The organism is Streptomyces sp. NBC_00237, assembly GCF_026342435.1.
In the GTDB taxonomy this organism is placed as follows: Bacteria; Actinomycetota; Actinomycetes; order Streptomycetales; family Streptomycetaceae; genus Streptomyces.
This window is the reverse complement of record NZ_JAPEMT010000002.1, coordinates 2913325-2935418: the sequence shown is the minus strand read 5'-3', so window position 1 is coordinate 2935418 and position 22094 is coordinate 2913325. Positions and strand designations below refer to the sequence as shown.

Below are 22094 nucleotides of genomic sequence, written 5' to 3'. Positions count from 1 at the left end.
ATAGAGTCGGAACCGCCGGAAAGGGAAAACGCGAAAGCGAAGAACCTGGAAAGCACCGAGGAAATCGGCACTGGAAACAGTCTGATAGAGTCGGAAACGCAAGAACAAAGCAAAACAAGAAACACCGAACGAAACGTCCGGAGGAAAGCCCGCGAGGGTGAGTACAAAGGAAGCGTCCGTTCCTTGAGAACTCAACAGCGTGCCAAAAGTCAACGCCAAATATGTTGATACCCCGACTTGCTTCGGCAAGTTGAGGTTCCTTTGAAGTCCTGCTGGCCCATGCGGCAAGCAGGCAAACACTAGCGAGGACGCAGGAACACACCGTCTTATTCCGATGGTGGCTGTTCCGCTCTTCCGATGTGTTCACCCGATCACGGGTAAACATTCACGGAGAGTTTGATCCTGGCTCAGGACGAACGCTGGCGGCGTGCTTAACACATGCAAGTCGAACGATGAAGCCCTTCGGGGTGGATTAGTGGCGAACGGGTGAGTAACACGTGGGCAATCTGCCCTTCACTCTGGGACAAGCCCTGGAAACGGGGTCTAATACCGGATAACACTCCTGCCTGCATGGGCGGGGGTTAAAAGCTCCGGCGGTGAAGGATGAGCCCGCGGCCTATCAGCTTGTTGGTGGGGTAATGGCCTACCAAGGCGACGACGGGTAGCCGGCCTGAGAGGGCGACCGGCCACACTGGGACTGAGACACGGCCCAGACTCCTACGGGAGGCAGCAGTGGGGAATATTGCACAATGGGCGAAAGCCTGATGCAGCGACGCCGCGTGAGGGATGACGGCCTTCGGGTTGTAAACCTCTTTCAGCAGGGAAGAAGCGCAAGTGACGGTACCTGCAGAAGAAGCACCGGCTAACTACGTGCCAGCAGCCGCGGTAATACGTAGGGTGCGAGCGTTGTCCGGAATTATTGGGCGTAAAGAGCTCGTAGGCGGCTTGTCACGTCGGATGTGAAAGCCCGGGGCTTAACCCCGGGTCTGCATTCGATACGGGCAGGCTAGAGTGTGGTAGGGGAGATCGGAATTCCTGGTGTAGCGGTGAAATGCGCAGATATCAGGAGGAACACCGGTGGCGAAGGCGGATCTCTGGGCCATTACTGACGCTGAGGAGCGAAAGCGTGGGGAGCGAACAGGATTAGATACCCTGGTAGTCCACGCCGTAAACGTTGGGAACTAGGTGTTGGCGACATTCCACGTCGTCGGTGCCGCAGCTAACGCATTAAGTTCCCCGCCTGGGGAGTACGGCCGCAAGGCTAAAACTCAAAGGAATTGACGGGGGCCCGCACAAGCAGCGGAGCATGTGGCTTAATTCGACGCAACGCGAAGAACCTTACCAAGGCTTGACATATACCGGAAAGCATCAGAGATGGTGCCCCCCTTGTGGTCGGTATACAGGTGGTGCATGGCTGTCGTCAGCTCGTGTCGTGAGATGTTGGGTTAAGTCCCGCAACGAGCGCAACCCTTGTTCTGTGTTGCCAGCACGCCCTTCGGGGTGGTGGGGACTCACAGGAGACTGCCGGGGTCAACTCGGAGGAAGGTGGGGACGACGTCAAGTCATCATGCCCCTTATGTCTTGGGCTGCACACGTGCTACAATGGCCGGTACAATGAGCTGCGATGTCGTGAGGCGGAGCGAATCTCAAAAAGCCGGTCTCAGTTCGGATTGGGGTCTGCAACTCGACCCCATGAAGTCGGAGTTGCTAGTAATCGCAGATCAGCATTGCTGCGGTGAATACGTTCCCGGGCCTTGTACACACCGCCCGTCACGTCACGAAAGTCGGTAACACCCGAAGCCGGTGGCCCAACCCCTTGTGGGAGGGAGCTGTCGAAGGTGGGACTGGCGATTGGGACGAAGTCGTAACAAGGTAGCCGTACCGGAAGGTGCGGCTGGATCACCTCCTTTCTAAGGAGCATCTAGACACCACTGGTGTCCAGAGACCATTTCGTCGGCAAATGTCCGGCGGTGGTTGCTCATGGGTGGAACGTTGACTATTCGGCACGGTTCGGTGAGGGACACAAGTACTGCTTCGGCGTGGAACGTGCAGAATCCGGGTCGGGCACGCTGTTGGGTGTCTGAAGGCACGGCCGTGAGGCTGTACTTCAGTGCCGGTCCCAGTGCACTCGTTCTTCGGAGCGGGGTGATGGGTGGCTGGTCGTTGTTTGAGAACTGCACAGTGGACGCGAGCATCTGTGGCCAAGTTTTTAAGGGCACACGGTGGATGCCTTGGCATCAGGAACCGATGAAGGACGTGGGAGGCCACGATAGGCCCCGGGGAGCTGTCAACCGAGCTTTGATCCGGGGGTGTCCGAATGGGGAAACCCGGCAGTCGTCATGGGCTGTCACCCATACCTGAACACATAGGGTATGTGGAGGGAACGCGGGGAAGTGAAACATCTCAGTACCCGCAGGAAGAGAAAACAACCGTGATTCCGGGAGTAGTGGCGAGCGAAACCGGATGAGGCCAAACCGTATGCGTGTGATACCCGGCAGGGGTTGCGCATGCGGGGTTGTGGGATCTCTCTTTCACGTTCTGCCGGACGTGAGACGAGTCAGAAACCGTTGGTGTAGGCGAAGGACATGCGAAAGGTCCGGCGTAGAGGGTAAGACCCCCGTAGCTGAAACATCAACGGCTCGTTTGAGAGACACCCAAGTAGCACGGGGCCCGAGAAATCCCGTGTGAATCTGGCGGGACCACCCGTTAAGCCTAAATATTCCCTGATGACCGATAGCGGATAGTACCGTGAGGGAATGGTGAAAAGTACCGCGGGAGCGGAGTGAAATAGTACCTGAAACCGTGTGCCTACAAGCCGTGGGAGCGTCGCTGTCATTCTTCGGAATGGCAGTCGTGACTGCGTGCCTTTTGAAGAATGAGCCTGCGAGTTAGCGGTGTGTAGCGAGGTTAACCCGTGTGGGGAAGCCGTAGCGAAAGCGAGTCCGAATAGGGCGATTGAGTTGCACGCTCTAGACCCGAAGCGGAGTGATCTAGCCATGGGCAGGTTGAAGCGGAGGTAAGACTTCGTGGAGGACCGAACCCACCAGGGTTGAAAACCTGGGGGATGACCTGTGGTTAGGGGTGAAAGGCCAATCAAACTCCGTGATAGCTGGTTCTCCCCGAAATGCATTTAGGTGCAGCGTCGTGTGTTTCTTGCCGGAGGTAGAGCACTGGATAGGCGATGGGCCCTACCGGGTTACTGACCTTAGCCAAACTCCGAATGCCGGTAAGTGAGAGCACGGCAGTGAGACTGTGGGGGATAAGCTCCATGGTCGAGAGGGAAACAGCCCAGAGCATCGACTAAGGCCCCTAAGCGTACGCTAAGTGGGAAAGGATGTGGAGTCGCAGAGACAACCAGGAGGTTGGCTTAGAAGCAGCCACCCTTGAAAGAGTGCGTAATAGCTCACTGGTCAAGTGATTCCGCGCCGACAATGTAGCGGGGCTCAAGCGTACCGCCGAAGTCGTGTCATTCCAGCACATACCCCCAACGGGGGCTGGGATGGGTAGGGGAGCGTCGTGTGCCGGGTGAAGCAGCCGCGGAAGCGAGTTGTGGACGGTTCACGAGTGAGAATGCAGGCATGAGTAGCGATACACACGTGAGAAACGTGTGCGCCGATTGACTAAGGGTTCCTGGGTCAAGCTGATCTGCCCAGGGTAAGTCGGGACCTAAGGCGAGGCCGACAGGCGTAGTCGATGGACAACCGGTTGATATTCCGGTACCCGCTTTGAAACGCCCAATACTGAATCAGACGATGCTAAGCCCGTGAAGCCGTTCCGGACCCTTCGGGGAAAGGAAAGTGGTGGAGCCGGTGACCCGGATCTGTACTAGGTAAGCGATGGGGTGACGCAGGAAGGTAGTCCAACCCGGGCGGTGGTAGTTCCCGGGGTAAGGGTGTAGGCCGTGTGATAGGCAAATCCGTCACACATTAAGGCTGAGACCTGATGCCGAGCCGATTGTGGTGAAGTGGATGATCCTATGCTGTCGAGAAAAGCCTCTAGCGAGTTTCATGGCGGCCCGTACCCTAAACCGACTCAGGTGGTCAGGTAGAGAATACCGAGGCGTTCGGGTGAACTATGGTTAAGGAACTCGGCAAAATGCCCCCGTAACTTCGGGAGAAGGGGGGCCATCACCGGTGATTGAATTTACTTCATGAGCTGGGGGTGGCCGCAGAGACCAGCGAGAAGCGACTGTTTACTAAAAACACAGGTCCGTGCGAAGCCGTAAGGCGATGTATACGGACTGACGCCTGCCCGGTGCTGGAACGTTAAGGGGACCGGTTAGTGATCTTTCGGGGTTGCGAAGCTGAGAACTTAAGCGCCAGTAAACGGCGGTGGTAACTATAACCATCCTAAGGTAGCGAAATTCCTTGTCGGGTAAGTTCCGACCTGCACGAATGGCGTAACGACTTCTCGACTGTCTCAACCATAGGCCCGGTGAAATTGCACTACGAGTAAAGATGCTCGTTTCGCGCAGAAGGACGGAAAGACCCCGGGACCTTTACTACAGTTTGATATTGGTGTTCGGTTCGGCTTGTGTAGGATAGGTGGGAGACTGTGAAGCTGTGACGCCAGTCATGGTGGAGTCGCCGTTGAAATACCACTCTGGTCGTGCTGGATGTCTAACCTAGGTCCGTGATCCGGATCAGGGACAGTGTCTGATGGGTAGTTTAACTGGGGCGGTTGCCTCCTAAAGAGTAACGGAGGCGCCCAAAGGTTCCCTCAGCCTGGTTGGCAATCAGGTGTTGAGTGTAAGTGCACAAGGGAGCTTGACTGTGAGACCGACGGGTCGAGCAGGGACGAAAGTCGGGACTAGTGATCCGGCAGTGGCTTGTGGAAGCGCTGTCGCTCAACGGATAAAAGGTACCCCGGGGATAACAGGCTGATCTTCCCCAAGAGTCCATATCGACGGGATGGTTTGGCACCTCGATGTCGGCTCGTCGCATCCTGGGGCTGGAGTCGGTCCCAAGGGTTGGGCTGTTCGCCCATTAAAGCGGTACGCGAGCTGGGTTTAGAACGTCGTGAGACAGTTCGGTCCCTATCCTCTGTGCGCGTAGGAATATTGAGAAGGGCTGTCCCTAGTACGAGAGGACCGGGACGGACGAACCTCTGGTGTGCCAGTTGTCCTGCCAAGGGCATGGCTGGTTGGCTACGTTCGGAAAGGATAACCGCTGAAAGCATCTAAGCGGGAAGCCTGCTTCGAGATGAGTATTCCCACCCCCTTTGAGGGGTTAAGGCTCCCAGTAGACGACTGGGTTGATAGGCCAGATGTGGAAGCCCGGTAACGGGTGGAGCTGACTGGTACTAATAGGCCGAGGGCTTGTCCTCAGTTGCTCGCGTCCACTGTGTTAGTTCTGAAATAACGAACAGCTGTGAAAACACCAGCGTTCAAATTTCATAGTGTTTCGGTGGTCATAGCGTTAGGGAAACGCCCGGTTACATTTCGAACCCGGAAGCTAAGCCTTTCAGCGCCGATGGTACTGCAGGGGGGACCCTGTGGGAGAGTAGGACGCCGCCGAACAAATTTTAAAAAAGCCGCTGCCCCCGAGTCTGTTGACTCGGGGGCAGCGGCTTTTTTGCGTTTATGGTCAAGTCATGCGCTACGAACTGGTCATCTTCGACAACGACGGCGTGCTCGTGGACAGCGAGCCGCTCTCGAACAGGATTCTGTCCGGGTACCTGACGGAGCTGGGACACCCCACGACGTACGAGGACTCCCTGAGGGACTACATGGGGGCCGCCGTGCACCGCGTGCACGACCTCGTGCGGGAGAGAACGGGGCAGGAGCTGCCCGAGGACTTCGGGGACCGGCTGCACGAGCGGGTCTTCGCCGCGTTCGAGCGGGAGCTCCAGCCGGTGCCGGGTGTGGAGGAGGTCCTGGCGGAGCTGGTCGCGGAAGGGATTCCGTACTGTGTGGCGTCGTCCGGGAGCCATGAGCGGATTCGGGTCGGGCACCGCAGGACCGGGCTGGACGAATGGTTCGAGGAAGAGTGGCTGTTCAGCTCCGAAGATGTGGGGAAGGGGAAGCCCGCGCCGGATCTGTTTCTCTACGCGGCGGAACGGATGGGGGTGGCACCCGAGCGATGCGTCGTCATCGAGGACAGTCCGCTCGGAGTGCAGGCGGCACAGGCCGCGGGGATGGACGTGTACGGGTTCACCGCGATGACGCCCGCGGACCGGTTGCAGGGGGCGAACGGGTACTTCTCGGATATGAAGGAGCTGCTCGGGCTGCTGGGGTGAGAGTGCGGCGAGATTGGGCGTGTGATCCATCTACCCACTGGTAGGTCTGGGTCGTACGCTCACCGTTCATGACAGATGCGCGCCTGCGGCACGGCAGGGCTTCTTTGGCGTTGAGCTTTTTCGCGCAGGGGCTCGCCTTCGCGATCCTCGTGACCCGCATACCCGCGCTCCAGAAGCAGTACGGGATGTCGGACGCGGTGCTTCCGATCTTCCTGGCGGCTGTGCCGATCCTGGCGGGAGTGGGCAGCTTCGTCGCCGAGGCGGTGGCGAAGAGGGGCGGGCCTGCGGCCGTACTGAGGTGGTCGCAGCCCGTCGTGCTGCTGGCGCTCCTGGGGGTCGGGGCGGGGCGGGAGATGTGGCATGTGGCCGTCGCGCTCGGGGTGTTCGGGCTGGCGGTCGGGATGCTGGACGCGTCCATGAACATGCTCGGGGTCAGCCTTCAGCGGGCGTACGGGCGGAGCATCATGCTCGGATTTCACGCGGTGTACAGCCTCGGTGGGATCCTGGGGGCCTCGCTGGCGTGGGTGGGGGCGCACTGGGGGCTGTCGCTGCTGGTGTCGTATCTGCCGGTGGTGTGCGTCTTGGTGCCGGTGGTGTTGGTGGGGAGCCGGTGGTACGTGGACGCGGTGTCGGGGGAGGGGGCGGGCGTCGCGGCTGCGGCGAAGGGGGCCGGGGCGTTCTCGTTCACGTTGCTGTTGCCGTTGTGCATGGTGATGGCGTTCGCGTACATCGGGGACTCGACGGTTTCGAATTGGAGTGCCAAGTACCTTCAGGACGTGCTGGGTTCGTCGGAGGCGCTGGCGACCGTTCCGTACAACGTCTACATGGTGACGACGCTGCTGGGGCGGGCTGTCGGGGACCTCGGGGTGCGGAAGTTCGGGGCGGTGGCTGTGGTGCGGGGCGGGGCCGTGGTGGCTGCGGTGGGGTTCGGGGTGGTGGCGGCGGCTCCGGGGGCGTGGGTCGGTATGGCTGGATTCACCTTGCTGGGGCTGGGGTTGTGCGTGATCGTGCCGCAGACCTTCGCGGCGGCGGGGCGGATGTTCCCTGGGCACAGTGACCAGGCGGTGGCTCGGTTGAACGTCTTCAACTACGTGGGGTTCCTGGTGGGGTCGCCGTTGGTGGGGGTGATCGGGGACGCCTGGAACTACCGGGGGGCGATGCTCGTACCGATGGTTCTGGTGTTGGTGACGCTGGTGTACGCCCGGTCCTTCGCGCCGGAGGGCGACCGATACGGTGGCGGGCATGAGCGGCCGCGCACTGTTGATGTGGGATGACGCCGTCACGGCGTACAACTTCGGCCCGCACCACCCGATGGATCCGGTCAGGCTTGAGCTGACCATGGGGTTGGTGCGGGCCTTCGGGCTGGACGGGGTGGTGGATGTGGTGGCCGCGCCGGCGGCGGGGGACTCCACGTTGCGGCTGGTGCACCGGGAGGACTACGTCGCGGCGGTGCGGGCGGCGTCGAGGGCGCCGGGAGAAGCGGACCCCGGGTACGGGCTGGGGACCGTGGACGATCCTGCCTTCGCTGGGATGCACGAGGCTTCGGCGTTGATCGCCGGGCAGTCGGTGGGGGCCGCGGAGGCGTTGTGGCGGGGGGAGACGGCGCATGCGGTGAATTTCGCGGGTGGGCTGCACCATGCGATGCCGGGGGCGGCGGCGGGGTTCTGTGTGTACAACGACGCGGCGCTGGCGATCGCGCGGTTGTTGGAGATGGGGGCGGAGAGGGTCGCGTATGTGGATGTGGACGTCCATCACGGGGATGGGGTGCAGACCGCTTTCTGGGACGATCCGCGGGTTCTGACGATTTCGGTGCATGAGCATCCGAGGTTCTTGTTTCCGGGGACGGGGTGGCCGGAGGAGACCGGGCCTGCCGGTCCTGCGGAGGGGACCTCGGTGAATGTGGCGTTGCCGGTGGGGACCGGGGACGCGGGGTGGCTGCGGGCGTTCCACGCGGTGGTGCCGGAGCTGTTGGCGGAGTTCCGGCCGCAGGTGCTGGTGTCGCAGCACGGGGCGGATACGCATGTCGAAGATCCGTTGGCGGATCTGGCGGTTTCGCTGGATGCGCAGCGGGCGGTGCAGGCGGCGTGTCATGAGCTGGCGCACGAGTATGTGGAGGGAGGGCGGTGGCTGGCGCTCGGGGGCGGGGGATACGCGGTGGTGGATGTCGTGCCGAGGGCCTGGACGCATTTGGTGGGGATCGCGGGGCACCGGCCGGTGGAGCCGGAGGCGGAGATTCCGGAGGTGTGGAGGGAGCAAGTGCGGGGGCTGCGAGGGAAGTTGGGGCCGGGGCGGATGACGGATGGGCGGACGGTGGCTTGGCGGGGATGGGAGGAGGGATACGACCCGGGGGATCGGGTGGATCAGGCGGTGCTGGCGGTGAGGAGGGCGGTGTTTCCGCTGAGGGGGCTGCTGGCTTAGGGGCGGAGGGGGGAGGGGTTGGGCTGTTCGTGGGGGAGGGGCGGGGTTCGGGGGACAGGGGGGTGGGGGGTTGGGAGCATGGAGGGGTGTTGAGTCGTGGGGTAGTGAGGGCGCATTTGTTGGCGGCGCGGCTGGCGGGAGTCGTGGCGACGTCGAGGGAGGTGAGTCTGCGGAGCTATCGGCTTTTCGGGGCGGGGGATCCGAGGGTGTTGATCGGGTTGGAGCCTCAACGGGGTTGGGGGGAGGGTGAGTTGGTGGAGCTGATGGCACGGAAGTGTGGGGTGTCGGGGGACTTGGGGTATCGGGAGGGGCCCGATGCGATTGATCCGGAGCGGACGTTGGCGGCCCTGGATGCCTTCGCCGAGAGGGTGGGGGAGGCGGCGGCGAGGAGGGTGCCGGTGTTGTTCGGGACCGGGCACCCGCATCGTTTGCTGGGCTTCTACGCCGAGTTGGCAGACGCGATGTCGGCGGCGGGGTGTGAAGTGCTCACCCCCGCGCAGGGGAAGCGTGTCGACATAACGACCCGGTTCGGCGTACGTACGTACAACCTTGACTACGTACGAGGAGTCGCGCTGGTGCGCGAACCCGGCGCGCGGCTCGGTGCGAGTGACCCCGGCGTGCACTCCCATTCTCCACTGCCGGTTCGGGTGGTTCTGGAGGCTGCCGCAGAGGGGGGAGGGCCCCTTCCCGGGCTCGTCGTCGGGGACCACGGATGGGTCTGCGGTGCAGGTCAGCTGGGGTTTGAGGCGATCGGACCGGCGGACGTCGACGACCCCGCGGTGTTCGTCGGGGAGGAGGAGGGGCGGGTGTCCGTGGCCGTTCCACTTGATGACGGTGTGCGGTCTGATTACTACCGACCGCTTACTCGCTATGTACTCAATCGAGCGTGTCTGTCACGGTAGCGGGCCGATCGCATCTCCTCTTCCCCACTCGCATCACACGCCCCTAGTCTGGGGAGTGAGCGCACAGCGACGAAGAGTCACCGGAAGGGGAAGCCGGTGCGCGTCATGTGCGGAAGGTACAGGTGGGTCATGACTGCTTCAGGCGAGCGGCCTCTCAACGAGGTCAAGTTTCTGACCGTGGCGGAAGTCGCCTCGGTGATGCGAGTGTCAAAGATGACCGTGTACCGCTTGGTGCACAGCGGTCATCTGCCGGCGATCCGGGTGGGCAGGTCCTTCCGGGTGCCGGAGCAAGCGGTTCACGAGTACCTCCGAGAGTCCTTCGTGGGGGTCGAGACGGCCTAGATCGCCCTCGGATTACGTCCCTCACTCGGTGGGCGGTAGGCTAGGCCCTTGTAGGTCGTGTGGGCCCAGACGCCCCGCACCAGTGAAGAGAAGCGAGGGTTGTCGTGGGCTCTGTTATCAAGAAGCGGCGCAAGCGGATGGCTAAGAAGAAGCACCGCAAGCTGCTGAAGCGCACGCGCGTCCAGCGTCGCAACAAGAAGTAAGCGACGGCTTTACGCGTTTACGCAGTCCGGAACGGCCCCCCTGTCAGCAATGGCAGGGGGGCCGTTCTGCGTGCCCGGCCGCGAGGCCGCGTGCGGGCGTGGCGTACGGGGCCCACGGGGCGACCGAGAGTCCCGGGCGGACATCACAGCGCAACATCCAGGCGCTACCGTGGCCCCAGGGGAGACCCAGGAGACCCGGCCCGACCGGGGGCCGGGGAGACCGAGGGGAAGGCGCTGATCTTGGGCAAGGTCGTGCTCGTCACAGGTGTGGCCCGGCAGCTGGGGGGCCGCTTCGTGCGGCGCGTGCAGCGGGACCCGGAGGTGGACCGGGTGATCGGGGTCGACGCCATTCCGCCCGAGCACCATCTCGGCGGCGCCGATTTCGTGCGGGCGGACATCCGGCAGCCCGCGATCGCGCGGGTCCTCGCCGAGTACGGGGTCGACACGGTCGTCCACATGGACGTCACCGGCACTCCGCTCGGCGGGGGCGGGGGCCGGGCCACCGTCAAAGAGACCAACGTCATCGGGACCATGCAGCTCCTCGGCGCGTGCCAGAAGTCGCCGACCGTGCAGCGCCTGGTCGTGAAGTCCACGACGAGTGTGTACGGGTCCGCGCCCCGCGACCCGGCCGTCTTCGGCGAGTCCACGCCGCCGAAGTCGCTGCCGAGCGGGGGCTTCGCGAAGGACGCCGTCGAGGTCGAGGGGTACGTACGGGGGTTCGCCCGGCGGCGTCCGGACGTCGCCGTGTGCGTGCTGAGGTTCGCGAACATCCTCGGGCCGTGCGCCGATTCGCCGCTCGCCGACTACTTCTCGCTGCCCGCGCTGCCGACCGTCTTCGGGTACGACCCGAGGCTCCAGTTCGTCCACGAGGACGACGTCGTGGAGATCCTGCGGATCGCCGCGCACGAGCCCCGGCGCGGGACGCTCAACAGCGGGACGTTCAACGTTGCGGGGGACGGAGTGCTGCTGCTCTCGCAGTGCGCGCGCAGGCTGGGACGGCCGACCGTGCCGTTCCTGCTGCCCGCCGTGCGCTGGGTGGGGTCCGCGCTGCGGACGGTCGGGATGAGCGACTTCTCGCCGGAGCAGATACGGCTGCTGACGCACGGCCGGGTGGTGCGGACCTCGCAGATGCGCGAGACCCTCGGCTTCGACCCCAAGTACACGACGGTGGAGACCTTCGAGGACTTCGCCCGCAGCCGGGGCGGCGGGCTGCTGCCGCCCGAGCTCCTCGCCCGTACGGTGGACCGGGCGGCCGGACATGCCCTGGGGCTCGCCCGGATCGTACGACCGAGAAGCGGGACGTCCTCTTCGACGGACACGGAATCCAAGGAGCGCATCTGACATGGCCGACGCCAAGGTCATCCCCTTCGGTGACGAGCCGCGGTCGCGGCGGGGCACGGGGGGCTCGCGCCCGGGGTCAGGCAAGCGTGGCGGCCCGCGCAAGGGTGCGGCCCAGGGCGGCGCGCTCGCGCCCGTACCGGAGCAGCGGACGCCGGTGGAGGACGAAGGACCTCAGGAGCCCGTGGAGGAGTCCGCGGGGCAGCAGGAGCGGGGCGGCTCGCTGGAGCGGCGGATCGCGGGCGGGCTGGCGTTCCTGCGGCGTCGGATCACCGGGGACTACGAGGTCGACGAGTTCGGGTACGACAAGGAGCTCACCGACCAGGTCCTGATGTCGATGATCAGGCCGTTCTACGAGAAGTACTTCCGGGTCGAGGTGAAGGGGATCGAGAACATCCCCGCCGAGGGCGGGGCGCTGATCGTCGCGAACCACTCCGGGACGCTGCCGCTGGACGGGCTGATGCTCCAGGCGGCCGTGCACGACGAGCACCCGGCGGGGCGGCACCTGCGGCTGCTGGCCGCAGACCTCGTGTTCGTGCTGCCCGTGGTGAACGAGCTGGCGCGCAAGGCCGGGCACACCCTGGCGTGCGCGCAGGACGCGCAGGCGCTCCTGGAGCGGGGCGAGCTGGTGGGTGTGATGCCCGAGGGGTTCAAGGGGATCGGGAAGCCGTTCAGCGAGCGGTACAAGCTCCAGCGCTTCGGGCGGGGCGGCTTCGTGTCGACCGCGCTGCGGGCGGGGGCGCCGATCGTGCCGTGCTCGATCGTGGGGGCGGAGGAGATATACCCGATGATTGGGAACTCCAAGACGCTGGCGCGGGTGCTCGGATTCCCGTACTTCCCGATCACGCCGACGTTTCCGTGGCTGGGGCCGCTGGGGGCGGTGCCGCTGCCGACGAAGTGGACGATCCAGTTCGGCGAGCCGATCGAGACCAAGGGGTACGCGGCGGACGCGGCCGAGGACCCGATGCTGATGTTCAACCTGACGGATCAGGTGCGGGAGCAGATCCAGCACACGTTGTACAAGCTGCTCGTGCAGCGGCGGTCGGTGTTCTTCTAGGCCCGGTATGCCCGGGGCCGACGGACGGAGTCCGGCGCAGCTGTTCGAAGCCCGCGGAGCGGTGCGAGAACAGCACACGGAGGGGCCAAGCTGCTCGTGCAGCGGCGGTCGGTGTTCTTCTAGACCGGGGTCCAGAAGACCGGGGTCCAGAAGAACGAACCGACCGCCGCCGCACCAGACGTGTGGCTACTGCCTGCTGGTGTCCTCGCCGTCGATGCCCAGGCCCGGGAGTACGTCCGGGAGGATGGGCGGGATCGTGACGTCGGGGACTGCGGGCTTGGCGGGTTTGGCGGGGGCGGACGGTGCGGGCTTGTTGGACGGGGGGTCCAGCAGGTCGCCCGCGCCGCCGATCAGTCCGTCGGACGGCTTGCCGTCCGAGGAGGCGGGCGGAGGGGTGCCGGGCTTGCCCTGTTGGGGGCGGCCCGGGGTGGTGCCGGGGGCGGCGGGACGGGTCCCGTCGGTGCGGTGCGGGGTGCCGGGGCGGTCCTTGTGGGCGTCCGGGGCGGCCGGTTTCTGGTCGGACTGCGGCAGCGCGGGCAGCAGGGACCTGAGGGGGCCGACCTCTTGGTCTATGGCGTCGAAGACCGAGCTCACCTGCGAGCCCACGTCGCCCAGTTGGGCGGGCAGCAGGCCGCGCAGACTGCTCCAACTGTCGCGATGGGATTGGGAGAACGCGTTCAGGGCCTGGATGGGGCCGATGTTCCCGTCTCTCTCGTACGCCTGGTAGAGGAGCCGGTGGCCCTCGCCCACGTCGTGCTTCATCCCGGTCAACGTGCGTCTTACTTCGCCCAGTTGCTCGTGGTCGAGGTCGGCTGCCCTGCCCCGGTCCATGAGGCGTCGGGCCTCCTGGAGCCTGGTGGATGCCTGGTCGAGGTAGATCTGCCCTCGGTCGGACTCGTCGTCCGCCATGGTGAGTTTCAGATCTTCCATGCCGCGCTTGAGCCCGTACAGCGAATCACCTGGGAGGGCGTTGGAGCTGGCGGCGGCGACGCCGCCGAAGGCTCCGGCCGCGACTCCGACGGTGAGTCCGCCCGCCGCCAGTCCTTTCGACCAGCGGGAGCGGGGGCGCAATTTGTGGAGGGCCCGGTGGGCCCCCCGGCCGCTGCGCTGCTCGGGCACCGGAGGGACCGCGGGTCCTGCTGCGGTGCCTTCCAGCAACATGGCTTCCATGGCGGCGACGAGCTGGGCTCGTTGCACCACTTTGACCTCGGGGTCCATTTCGGGTGCGGGCAGGTCGCCGAGGCCGCCGACCAGGGAGAGCAGTGCTCCCTGGTCGGCGGACCCTTCGGCTGCTCCGGCCGTACCTTCGGGCTGTTCGGCCGCCGTGCCCTGGAGTTCCTGGTCCTCCAGGGCCTGGGCGAAGGCGTTGGCCCGCCGGTGCGCCGATACGTTAGCGATCACTGGCGGCACCTCCTCTCGTCATGACGATCGACTCCCCGGGTGATCCGGAAGGGTGCACGCCATGAGCACATTCACACGATGGAGTGAGTGGCTGCGGGCATGGCGTGACCGCAGGGAGCCTGCATCCCGCACAACGAGCCGCCGGGCACTTGGGTTACGGACGAAAGATGATCCGACTGCCGAAGAGGTCACGTTTCGACAGCTGGTGATCGAGCCGTCACCTGGCGTCGTCGGGGAGGAGGCGGGCGAGGGTGCGGACCGCTCGGTACTGGAGCGTTTTGATCGCGCCTTCGTTCTTGCCCATGACGCGGGCGGTCTCGGCGACCGAGAGCCCTTGCAGGAAGCGGAGTGTGACGCACTCCTGCTGCTGCGGATTGAGCTTCCGCACGGCTTCGAGCAGTGCCGCGTTGGAGAGGGACTCCAGTACGGAGTCCTCGGGGCTGCGCTCGACTTCGTTGGCGTCGAGCATTTCGCCCGTGGTCACTTCGAGCCTGAATCGGCTCGATTTGAAGTGGTCCGCGACCAGGTTCCGGGCGATCGTGACCAGCCAGGCGCCGAAATCGCGGCCCTGCCAGGTGAAGGTGGAGATCCTCCGCAGGGCGCGCAGGAACGTCTCGCTGGTCAGGTCTTCTGCCGTCGCCTTTCCGCCGACGCGGTAGTAGATGTAGCGGTAGACCGTGTCGCTGTACTGGTCGTAGAGGCGGCCGAAAGCATCGGCTTCGCCTCCCTGCGCGCGCTCGACGAGATCCATCATGCGCGCGCTGTCGCTGTCGGCGGTGGGCCGACGGACGGTGGACGTGCCGGTGCCCGACCCGCCACCGGCGCCACGGCTACGTCTGCCGACGGCGGCACCGCCGTCGGCCAGGGCGTAGCAGGGTCCTGCGGGTAGAGGGGTGGCAAAGGCGGGGACGGCGTACGCGGTGGGGACGAAGCCGCGCAGTCGGTCGATGACCGTTGCGCGCAGCGTAGCCAGGCCCGAGGCGTCAACCCCGACGTGTGGGTACACGGGACTCCCAGAGGCAGAGCTTCCATCACGTGCAGTGCCGGACTGTTCACTCGTGATGCTGATGAATGGGTTCCGGAATGCGTCTGAGGAGAATAACGCTTCGTACAGGCAGCGCTACACCCAGTTGCTCAAATCACCGTTTCCGTCGCTTCCGTAGCGTTTAAGTGACGGAACAAGTAGCAGATAGTGACCGGTTGTTGATCGAATCGAGTCCGGATCTGCCTGAATGCAGGAACTGTTGTGGCCGAGTGCAGACAGGGCGACTGGCGGGGGCGTGCGGCGGGTAAGACCTGGGGATTGGCCCTCGCACGGCCGTCGGGCAGCTGTCGTACGGAAAAGGGCCGGGTCCGCCCCCTCAAGTGGGGCTGACCCGGCCCTTCTTCGTACGAAAGGGATCGGAAGCGGAATCGGTCAGCGGCGGCGGCGGTGCAGCGCGAGGGCGGCGGCGGTGCCTCCGGCGAGCGCGCCGACTCCGGCGGCGGCCGGGATGCCGACCTTGGCGGCCTTGCGGCCGGTGCGGTAGTCGCGCAGCCGCCAGTCGCGTTCGCGGGCGTACTTGCGGAGCTTGGCGTCCGGGTTGATCGCGTACGGGTGCCCGACGAGGGAGAGCATCGGGATGTCGTTGTGGCTGTCGCTGTACGCGGCGCAGCGGGTGAGGTCGAGCCCTTCGGCGGCGGCGAGGGCGCGGACGGCCTCCGCCTTGGCGGGGCCGTGCAGGGGTTCGCCGACGAGGCGGCCGGTGTAGACGCCGTCGTGGGACTCGGCGACGGTGCCGAGCGCGCCGGTGAGGCCGAGGCGGCGGGCGATAATCGTGGCGGTCTCGACGGGGGCGGCGGTGACGAGCCACACCTTCTGGCCCGCGTCGAGGTGGGCCTGGGCGAGGGCGCGGGTGCCGGGCCAGATGCGCTCGGCCATGTACTCGTCGTAGATCTCCTCGCCGATGGTCATCAGCTCGGAGACCTTGTGGCCCTTGACGATGGACAGGGCGCTCTCGCGGGCGTCCTGCATGTGCTCGGGGTCCTCGACGCCGGCGAGGCGGAACCATGCCTGCTGCCAGGCGAAGCGGACGAGTTCCTGGCGCTCGAAGAACTTCCGCTTGTAGAGGCCGCGGCCGAAGTGGAAGATCGCGGCGCCCTGCATGACGGTGTTGTCGAGGTCGAAGAAGGCGGCGGCCTTGGTGTCGCCCGGGACCGGGAACTCGGGTTCTGCGGGCTCGGTGGAGTCGGGGGACCCGGGCTCGGCGGCGCGGGCCGCTTCCAGCTCTTCGAGTTCCTGTGACGTCTTGCGTGCTGCTTCGGCTGCAGCCTCGCCCGCCAGCACGCTCCGTGCGGTCGCGGAGCGCCTACGGGGGGTGAGCCATCCCAGTGCGGCCATGTCGTGAGCATAGCGATTCTGTTCGGAACTTCCCGAGCGGGAGGGCTGCGGGGGTGTGAACTCTCCGCGTCCGGGTTGTTACGGCGTGCTGGGGCGGGTGGTGGCGGCGTGCTGGGTCCGCTGTCGGTGGGGGCGTCCAGAATGGGGGAATGAGCCCTTTGCTGCGACGCAAGAAGAAGGAGCCCGCCGAGCGGGTGGTGACGCTGATCGGGAAGCCCGGGTGTCATCTGTGCGATGACGCACGGGTGGTGGTGGGTGAGGTGTGCGGGGAGCTGGGGGTGCGGTGGGAGGAGAAGGACATCTCGGTGGATGCGGAGCTGCACCGGGAGTACTGGGAGCAGATTCCGGTGGTGCTGGTCGACGGGGAGCAGCACACGTTCTGGAAGGTGGACGCGGGGCGCCTCCGGCGGGAGCTGGGCGGATAGGCGGCGGGCGCGGGCGGTCCGGCGACGGATAGGCGCAGGCGGCTCGGCGGCGTACCATCGGGGGCGGTTTGAGGTGGCTTGGGGGTTGGGTTGTGAGGAGAGTGTCCGGGTTTGCCCCCGATGGAATGGCGACGTCACCGTGTGTGTTCCGGTTCCAGGGTGACGCGACGTGAACGCGTGACCCCGGTCACTTTGCTTGGACAAATCGGACACAATCTTTGTGCACGCGTTCACAAAGACATAGCCTGCATCCGACGGGGCGGTCTTGGGACATACGGCCGCCTACAGCCCCGCTCATCCCGCAGGAGCACCGTGGCAACTGGCCGAACTCACCGACCGGCGACCCGTAGCCGAGGCATTCCCGAGGCCACCGTCGCCCGCCTTCCGCTGTATCTGCGCGCCCTCACCGCGCTCTCCGAGCGCTCGGTTCCGACCGTGTCGTCGGAGGAGCTGGCCGCAGCCGCGGGGGTCAATTCCGCGAAGCTGCGGAAGGACTTCTCGTACCTCGGGTCCTACGGGACCAGGGGCGTCGGGTACGACGTCGAGTACCTCGTCTATCAGATTTCGCGCGAGCTGGGCCTGACGCAGGACTGGCCCGTCGTGATCGTCGGCATCGGTAACCTCGGTGCGGCACTGGCCAATTACGGAGGGTTCGCCTCCCGGGGCTTCCGGGTGGCCGCGCTCATCGACGCGGACCCCGCGATGGCCGGGAAGCCGGTCGCCGGGATGCCCGTCCAGCACACGGACGAGCTGGAGAAGATCATCGAGGAGAACGGCGTCTCGATCGGGGTCATCGCGACTCCGGCGGGCGCCGCCCAGCAGGTCAGCGAGCGGCTGATCGCCGCAGGCGTGACCTCGATCCTCAACTTCGCGCCGACGGTCCTCCAGGTGCCGGAGGGTGTGGACGTACGCAAGGTCGACCTGTCGATCGAGCTGCAGATCCTCGCCTTCCACGAGCAGCGCAAGGCCGGTGACGCCGAAGCGGCCGCCGCCGCTGCCGCCGCCGTGCTGCCGCCCCGCGCCGCCGAAGCGTCCACCCGGAAGGGACCTGACGGCGACGTGCCCGCCGTGATGCCGGCATGAGTCTCCTGGTCGTCGGGCTGAGCCACCGCAGCGCGCCCGTCAGCGTGCTGGAGCGTGCCTCGCTCTCCGTCGACGCCAAGGCGAAGCTGCTCCAGGACGCTCTCGCGTCCGAGCCCGCCGCCGAGGCGACGGTGCTCGCCACCTGCAACCGCATCGAGCTGTACGCCGACGTGGAGAAGTTCCATGCCGGTGTCGCCGAGCTGTCGACGTTGCTGGCGCAGCACAGCGGGGTGGGGCTGGAAGAGCTGACCCCTTATCTGTACGTGCACTACGAGGACCGGGCAGTCCACCACCTCTTCTCGGTGGCGTGCGGGCTCGACTCGATGGTCGTCGGCGAGGGGCAGATCCTCGGGCAGATCAAGGACGCCCTCGCGCTCGGCCAGGAACTGCACACCGCCGGGCGGCTCATCAACGACCTCTTCCAGCAGGCGCTGCGGGTCGGCAAGCGCGCGCACTCCGAGACCGGGATCGACCGGGCCGGGCAGTCGCTCGTGACGTTCGGCCTCGAACAGCTCGCCTCGGGTGCTCCGGTGGCCGAATGGGCCTCGGGCAAGCGGGCGTTGGTGATCGGCGCGGGCTCCATGTCCTCGCTGGCCGCCGCCACTCTCGTACGGGTCGGGGTCGCCGAGGTCGTCGTCGCGAACCGCACCGCCGAGCGCGCCGAGCGGCTGGCCGAGATCCTCAACCAGTCGGGCGGGGCCGCGCGTGCCGTGCCGATGGACGAGGTGGCCCAGGAACTGACACGAGTCGACGTCGCCGTGTCGTGTACCGGGGCGACGGGCCTCGTACTGACCGTCGAGGACGTCGCCGCAGCGCTCGGTCTGAGCGCCGGGGCCGCCTCCGACGGTGCGGCGGACGCGGCCGAGGCCGGTCACGTGCCGCAGGCGCGCACGGAGACCGACCCCAACTCGCTGGAACTGCACGGGACCTGGGCCGACAACGGGGAGGCCGCCGCGCAGGCGCCGCCCCGGGTGCGGGTGCAGGACGACGCGGGGAAGGCCGTACGGCTCGCCCTGCTCGACCTGGCGATGCCCCGCGACATCGACGGCGCCGCGCACCGGCTCGACGGCGTACGCCTGGTGGACATCGAGTCGTTGGCGGACGCCTCGGCCGATGCTCCGATGGCGTCCGACGTGGACCAGGTGCGTGGGATCGTCGGGGAAGAGGTGGCCGCCTTCGGCGCCGCCCAGCGGGCCGCACAGATCACCCCGACCGTGGTGGCGCTGCGCAGCATGGCCGCCGACGTCGTGACCAATGAAGTGGCCCGGCTGGAAGGCCGGTTGCCGGGGCTCGACGCGAAGCAGCGGGCGGAGATCACGCAGACCGTACGACGCGTGGTCGACAAGCTGCTGCACGCGCCGACCGTGCGGGTCAAGCAGTTGGCGAGCGAGCCCGGCGGCGCCGGGTACGCGGACGCGCTGCGCGAGCTCTTCGACCTCGACCCGCAGACGGTCGCGGCCGTGAGCAGGGCCGACGGGCCGAAGGGCCCCGAGGACGCCGTCCAGGGCGGAACGAACGGCACCACCGGTGCCGAGAGCGCGAAGAGAGGGCGGGCATGACTGATGCCGCGAAGGCCGCCACGGCCTTGAAGCTGGGGACTCGGCGCAGCAAGCTCGCCATGGCCCAGTCCGGCCACGTCGCGACGTGGGTGCGTGAACTCACCGGCCGCGAGGTGGAGTTGGTGGAGATCACCACCTACGGCGACGTGTCGAAGGAACAGCTCGCCCAGATCGGCGGCACCGGCGTCTTCGTCACCGCGCTGCGCGACGCGCTGCTGCGCGGCGAGGTGGACTTCGCCGTGCACTCGCTGAAGGACCTGCCGACCGCGCAGCCCGACGAGCTGGCGCTGGCCGCCGTGCCCGTGCGGGAGGACCCGCGTGACGTTCTCGTGGCGCGTGACGGGCTGACCTTCGCCGAGCTGCCCGAGGGGGCGCGGATCGGTACCGGTTCGCCGCGCCGGATGGCGCAGCTGAACGCGTACGCCCGTAGCCACGGGATGAAGATCGAGACTGTGCCGATCCGGGGGAACATCGACACCCGGGTCGGATACGTACGAAACGGTGAGCTGGACGCGGTGGTTCTCGCCGCTGCCGGACTGCGCCGTATCGGCAGGGTCGAGGAGGTGTCCGAGTTCCTGGACACCGACGTGTGCCTGCCCGCCCCCGGTCAGGGGGCACTGGCCATCGAGTGCGCGGCAGTCAATGCCGACCTCGCGGCCCAGCTCGCCGAGCTCGACGACCCGCACACGCGGTTCGCCGTGACGGCCGAGCGTGCCCTGCTCGCCGCCCTGGAGGCCGGTTGCAGTGCTCCCGTGGGAGCCCTGGCCGACTTCTTGGTTGACGGGCAGATTGTCAATCAAATGCGCCTGCGCGGCGTCGTCGGCTCGACCGACGGCACCGAGCTGGTGCAGCTGTCCACTACCGGTCCCGTACCCACGTCGCACCACGCCGCGGAGGCTCTCGGGCGCGAACTCGCGTCGGAGATGCTCGCCAAGGGTGCGGCCGGTCTTATGGGGGAGCGAGCACTTTGAGCCCCACCACCACACCCGCATCCTCGGCGTCCTCAGCTTCGTCGGGGTTCCCTGCACCCGGGCACGTCACTTTCCTCGGCGCCGGTCCCGGTGATCCGGGCCTGCTGACTCTGCGCGCCGTCGAGGCGCTGGCGAGCGCGGACGTACTGATCGCCGAGCCCGCAGTGCTCGACGTCGTACGTGCTCATGCCAAGTCGGGCGTAAGTACGCCTCAACTGGCCGTAGTTGACGACTCGTCAGTAACTTCGGGCACGTCTGCGATCCGGACGCCGATGTCGTCCAAGGTCGTGGTCAATCTTGTCATGGAGGCTGCGCGCGGCGGCAAGCGGGTCGTCCGTGCGGTCTCCGGCGACCCCGGGCTCGACGGCAACGCGGGCGAGGAGATGCTCGCGTGCGCCGCCGAGGGCGTCGCCTTCGAGGTCGTTCCCGGCGTCGCCGCCGCGGTCGGCGTGCCCGCGTACGCGGGCGTGCCGCTGCGGGACGCGCAGGGTGCGGACGTGCGCTTCGTGGACGCCCGTACGGCCGACGAGCGGTGCTGGAGCGAGGTGGGCTCCTCGGACGCGACCGCTGTCGTGTCGACGACGCTCGACTCGGTCGCGGCGGCCGCCGGTGAGCTGGTCTCGGCGGGGCGCAAGCCCGATACGCCGATGACGGTCACCGTCGCCGGTACGACGACGCGGCAGCGGACGTGGAACGCCACGCTCGGCACCGTCGCCCAGGTGCTGAAGCAGGCGAAGGTGCTCCCCTCCCCGGAGGGCCACCAGCCCGTCATAGCCGTGGTCGGCGAGCGCAGTGCCGCTGCCCAGCGCGACCAGCTCTCGTGGTTCGAGTCGAAGCCGCTCTTCGGGTGGCGGGTGCTCGTACCGCGCACGAAGGAGCAGGCGGCGTCGCTCTCCGACCAGCTGCGCTCGTACGGCGCCGTGCCGCACGAGGTGCCGACGATCGCCGTCGAGCCGCCGCGCACTCCGCAGCAGATGGAGCGGGCGGTGAAGGGCCTCGTCACCGGACGGTACGAGTGGATCGCCTTCACCTCGGTGAACGCCGTCAAGGCGGTGCGGGAGAAGTTCGAGGAGTACGGGCTCGACGCGCGGGCCTTCGCCGGGATCAAGGTCGCGGCGGTGGGCGAGCAGACGGCCGCCTCGCTGGTGGAGTTCGGCGTGAAGCCGGATCTGGTGCCGAGCGGGGAGCAGTCCGCGGCCGGACTCCTTGAGGACTGGCCGCCGTACGACCCGGTCTTCGACCCGATCGACCGGGTGTTCCTGCCGAGGGCGGACATCGCGACGGAGACGCTGGTCGCGGGCCTGATCGAGCTCGGCTGGGAGGTCGACGACGTCACCGCCTACCGGACGGTGCGGGCCTCGCCGCCGCCGGCGGACACCCGGGAGGCGATCAAGGGGGGTGGCTTCGACGCCGTTCTCTTCACGTCGTCCTCGACCGTGCGCAACCTGGTCGGCATCGCGGGCAAGCCGCACAACGTGACCGTGATCGCGTGCATCGGTCCGGCGACGGCCAAGACCGCCGAGGAGCACGGGCTGCGGGTGGACGTCCTGTCGCCGGAGCCGTCGGTCTCGCGGCTGGCGGAGGCGCTGGCGGAGTTCGGTGCGGCGCGCCGGGCGGCGGCGCTGGAGGCGGGCGAGCACGTGGCGCGGCCGAGTGAGCGGCGGCCGGGGTCGCGGAGGCGGCGTACGACGTGACGCGCGTGGCTTCCGCGTGCGTGACGCGCGTGGTTTCCGTGTGAGGGCGGGCCGGGGAATCGATTCCCCGGCCCGCCCTTCGCG

Annotated in this window: 17 protein-coding genes and 3 rRNA genes; 16 read left to right on the top strand and 4 right to left on the bottom strand. The window is 66.6% G+C overall.

Features of this window, described 5'->3' with window-relative positions; translation table 11 throughout:
- On the bottom strand, positions 1 to 249 hold a 249-nt coding region (locus OG897_RS26915), incomplete at its 3' end, for a hypothetical protein (RefSeq protein ID WP_266660178.1).
- A 135-nt stretch (positions 250 to 384) separates the two neighbouring features.
- On the opposite strand from OG897_RS26915, the gene OG897_RS26910 reads away from it, so the two are divergent.
- The 11 genes from OG897_RS26910 (at position 385) to OG897_RS26860 (ending at position 12497) form a co-directional block, all read left to right on the top strand.
- Positions 385 to 1910, top strand: a 16S ribosomal RNA gene (locus OG897_RS26910).
- A 289-nt stretch (positions 1911 to 2199) separates the two neighbouring features.
- A 23S ribosomal RNA gene (locus tag OG897_RS26905) occupies positions 2200 to 5325 on the top strand.
- Positions 5326 to 5401: 76 nt separating this feature from the next.
- A 5S ribosomal RNA gene (gene rrf / locus OG897_RS26900) occupies positions 5402 to 5518 on the top strand.
- The 16S, 23S and 5S rRNA genes sit together here, the layout of an rRNA operon.
- A gap of 74 nt (positions 5519 to 5592) precedes the next feature.
- Positions 5593 to 6237: an HAD family phosphatase gene (locus OG897_RS26895; RefSeq protein ID WP_266660177.1), complete on the top strand. Its 645-nt coding sequence runs from the start codon at positions 5593 to 5595 to the stop codon at positions 6235 to 6237.
- Between the two features lie 68 nt (positions 6238 to 6305).
- Entirely contained in the window at positions 6306 to 7511 is a 1206-nt protein-coding gene (locus OG897_RS26890; protein ID WP_266660176.1) for an MFS transporter, read from the top strand.
- On the top strand, positions 7480 to 8655 hold the full coding sequence (locus OG897_RS26885; RefSeq protein WP_266660174.1) for an acetoin utilization protein AcuC: 1176 nt from the start codon (positions 7480 to 7482) through the stop codon (positions 8653 to 8655). Before OG897_RS26890 ends, OG897_RS26885 begins: the two co-directional genes overlap by 32 nt.
- 86 nt (positions 8656 to 8741) lie before the next feature.
- Entirely contained in the window at positions 8742 to 9557 is an 816-nt protein-coding gene (locus OG897_RS26880; RefSeq protein WP_266660170.1) for a phosphatase, read from the top strand.
- A 129-nt stretch (positions 9558 to 9686) separates the two neighbouring features.
- The gene (locus OG897_RS26875; protein WP_185027739.1) at positions 9687 to 9899 is read left to right on the top strand and encodes a helix-turn-helix domain-containing protein; all 213 of its coding nucleotides are present in this window, start codon (positions 9687 to 9689) and stop codon (positions 9897 to 9899) included.
- A gap of 104 nt (positions 9900 to 10003) precedes the next feature.
- Entirely contained in the window at positions 10004 to 10102 is a 99-nt protein-coding gene (locus tag OG897_RS26870; RefSeq protein ID WP_003948845.1) for an AURKAIP1/COX24 domain-containing protein, read from the top strand.
- A gap of 240 nt (positions 10103 to 10342) precedes the next feature.
- On the top strand, positions 10343 to 11443 hold the full coding sequence (locus OG897_RS26865) for an NAD-dependent epimerase/dehydratase family protein (protein WP_266660165.1): 1101 nt from the start codon (positions 10343 to 10345) through the stop codon (positions 11441 to 11443).
- 1 nt (position 11444) lies between these two features.
- Complete coding sequence (locus OG897_RS26860) at positions 11445 to 12497, top strand: lysophospholipid acyltransferase family protein (protein WP_266660163.1); 1053 nt, start codon at positions 11445 to 11447, stop codon at positions 12495 to 12497.
- A 186-nt stretch (positions 12498 to 12683) separates the two neighbouring features.
- Here OG897_RS26860 and OG897_RS26855 read toward each other — a convergent pair whose 3' ends face one another.
- The 3 genes from OG897_RS26855 to OG897_RS26845 form a co-directional block, all read right to left on the bottom strand.
- Positions 12684 to 13898: a DUF5667 domain-containing protein gene (locus OG897_RS26855; protein WP_266660161.1), complete on the bottom strand. Its 1215-nt coding sequence runs from the start codon at positions 13896 to 13898 to the stop codon at positions 12684 to 12686.
- A 217-nt stretch (positions 13899 to 14115) separates the two neighbouring features.
- Positions 14116 to 14904, bottom strand: a complete 789-nt coding sequence (locus OG897_RS26850) for an ECF subfamily RNA polymerase sigma factor, BldN family (protein ID WP_189821292.1) — start codon at positions 14902 to 14904, stop codon at positions 14116 to 14118.
- Between the two features lie 411 nt (positions 14905 to 15315).
- On the bottom strand, positions 15316 to 16278 hold the full coding sequence (locus OG897_RS26845) for an HAD family phosphatase (protein WP_266660158.1): 963 nt from the start codon (positions 16276 to 16278) through the stop codon (positions 15316 to 15318).
- Positions 16279 to 16427: 149 nt separating this feature from the next.
- On the opposite strand from OG897_RS26845, the gene OG897_RS26840 reads away from it, so the two are divergent.
- The 5 genes from OG897_RS26840 (at position 16428) to OG897_RS26820 (ending at position 22010) form a co-directional block, all read left to right on the top strand.
- Positions 16428 to 16703 carry a glutaredoxin family protein gene (locus OG897_RS26840; RefSeq protein ID WP_266660156.1) on the top strand — a complete coding sequence of 92 codons (276 nt, stop codon included), beginning with the start codon at positions 16428 to 16430 and terminating at the stop codon, positions 16701 to 16703.
- 312 nt (positions 16704 to 17015) lie between these two features.
- Entirely contained in the window at positions 17016 to 17786 is a 771-nt protein-coding gene (locus OG897_RS26835; protein WP_266660154.1) for a redox-sensing transcriptional repressor Rex, read from the top strand.
- Positions 17783 to 19345, top strand: a complete 1563-nt coding sequence (locus tag OG897_RS26830) for a glutamyl-tRNA reductase (RefSeq protein ID WP_266660152.1) — start codon at positions 17783 to 17785, stop codon at positions 19343 to 19345. Before OG897_RS26835 ends, OG897_RS26830 begins: the two co-directional genes overlap by 4 nt.
- Positions 19342 to 20316, top strand: coding sequence for a hydroxymethylbilane synthase (hemC, locus tag OG897_RS26825; protein ID WP_266660150.1), 975 nt, complete (start codon positions 19342 to 19344; stop codon positions 20314 to 20316). The genes OG897_RS26830 and hemC overlap by 4 nt, the downstream gene beginning before the upstream one ends.
- Positions 20313 to 22010 carry a bifunctional uroporphyrinogen-III C-methyltransferase/uroporphyrinogen-III synthase gene (locus OG897_RS26820; protein WP_266660148.1) on the top strand — a complete coding sequence of 566 codons (1698 nt, stop codon included), beginning with the start codon at positions 20313 to 20315 and terminating at the stop codon, positions 22008 to 22010. The genes hemC and OG897_RS26820 overlap by 4 nt, the downstream gene beginning before the upstream one ends.
- Positions 22011 to 22094: the final 84 nt, after the last annotated feature.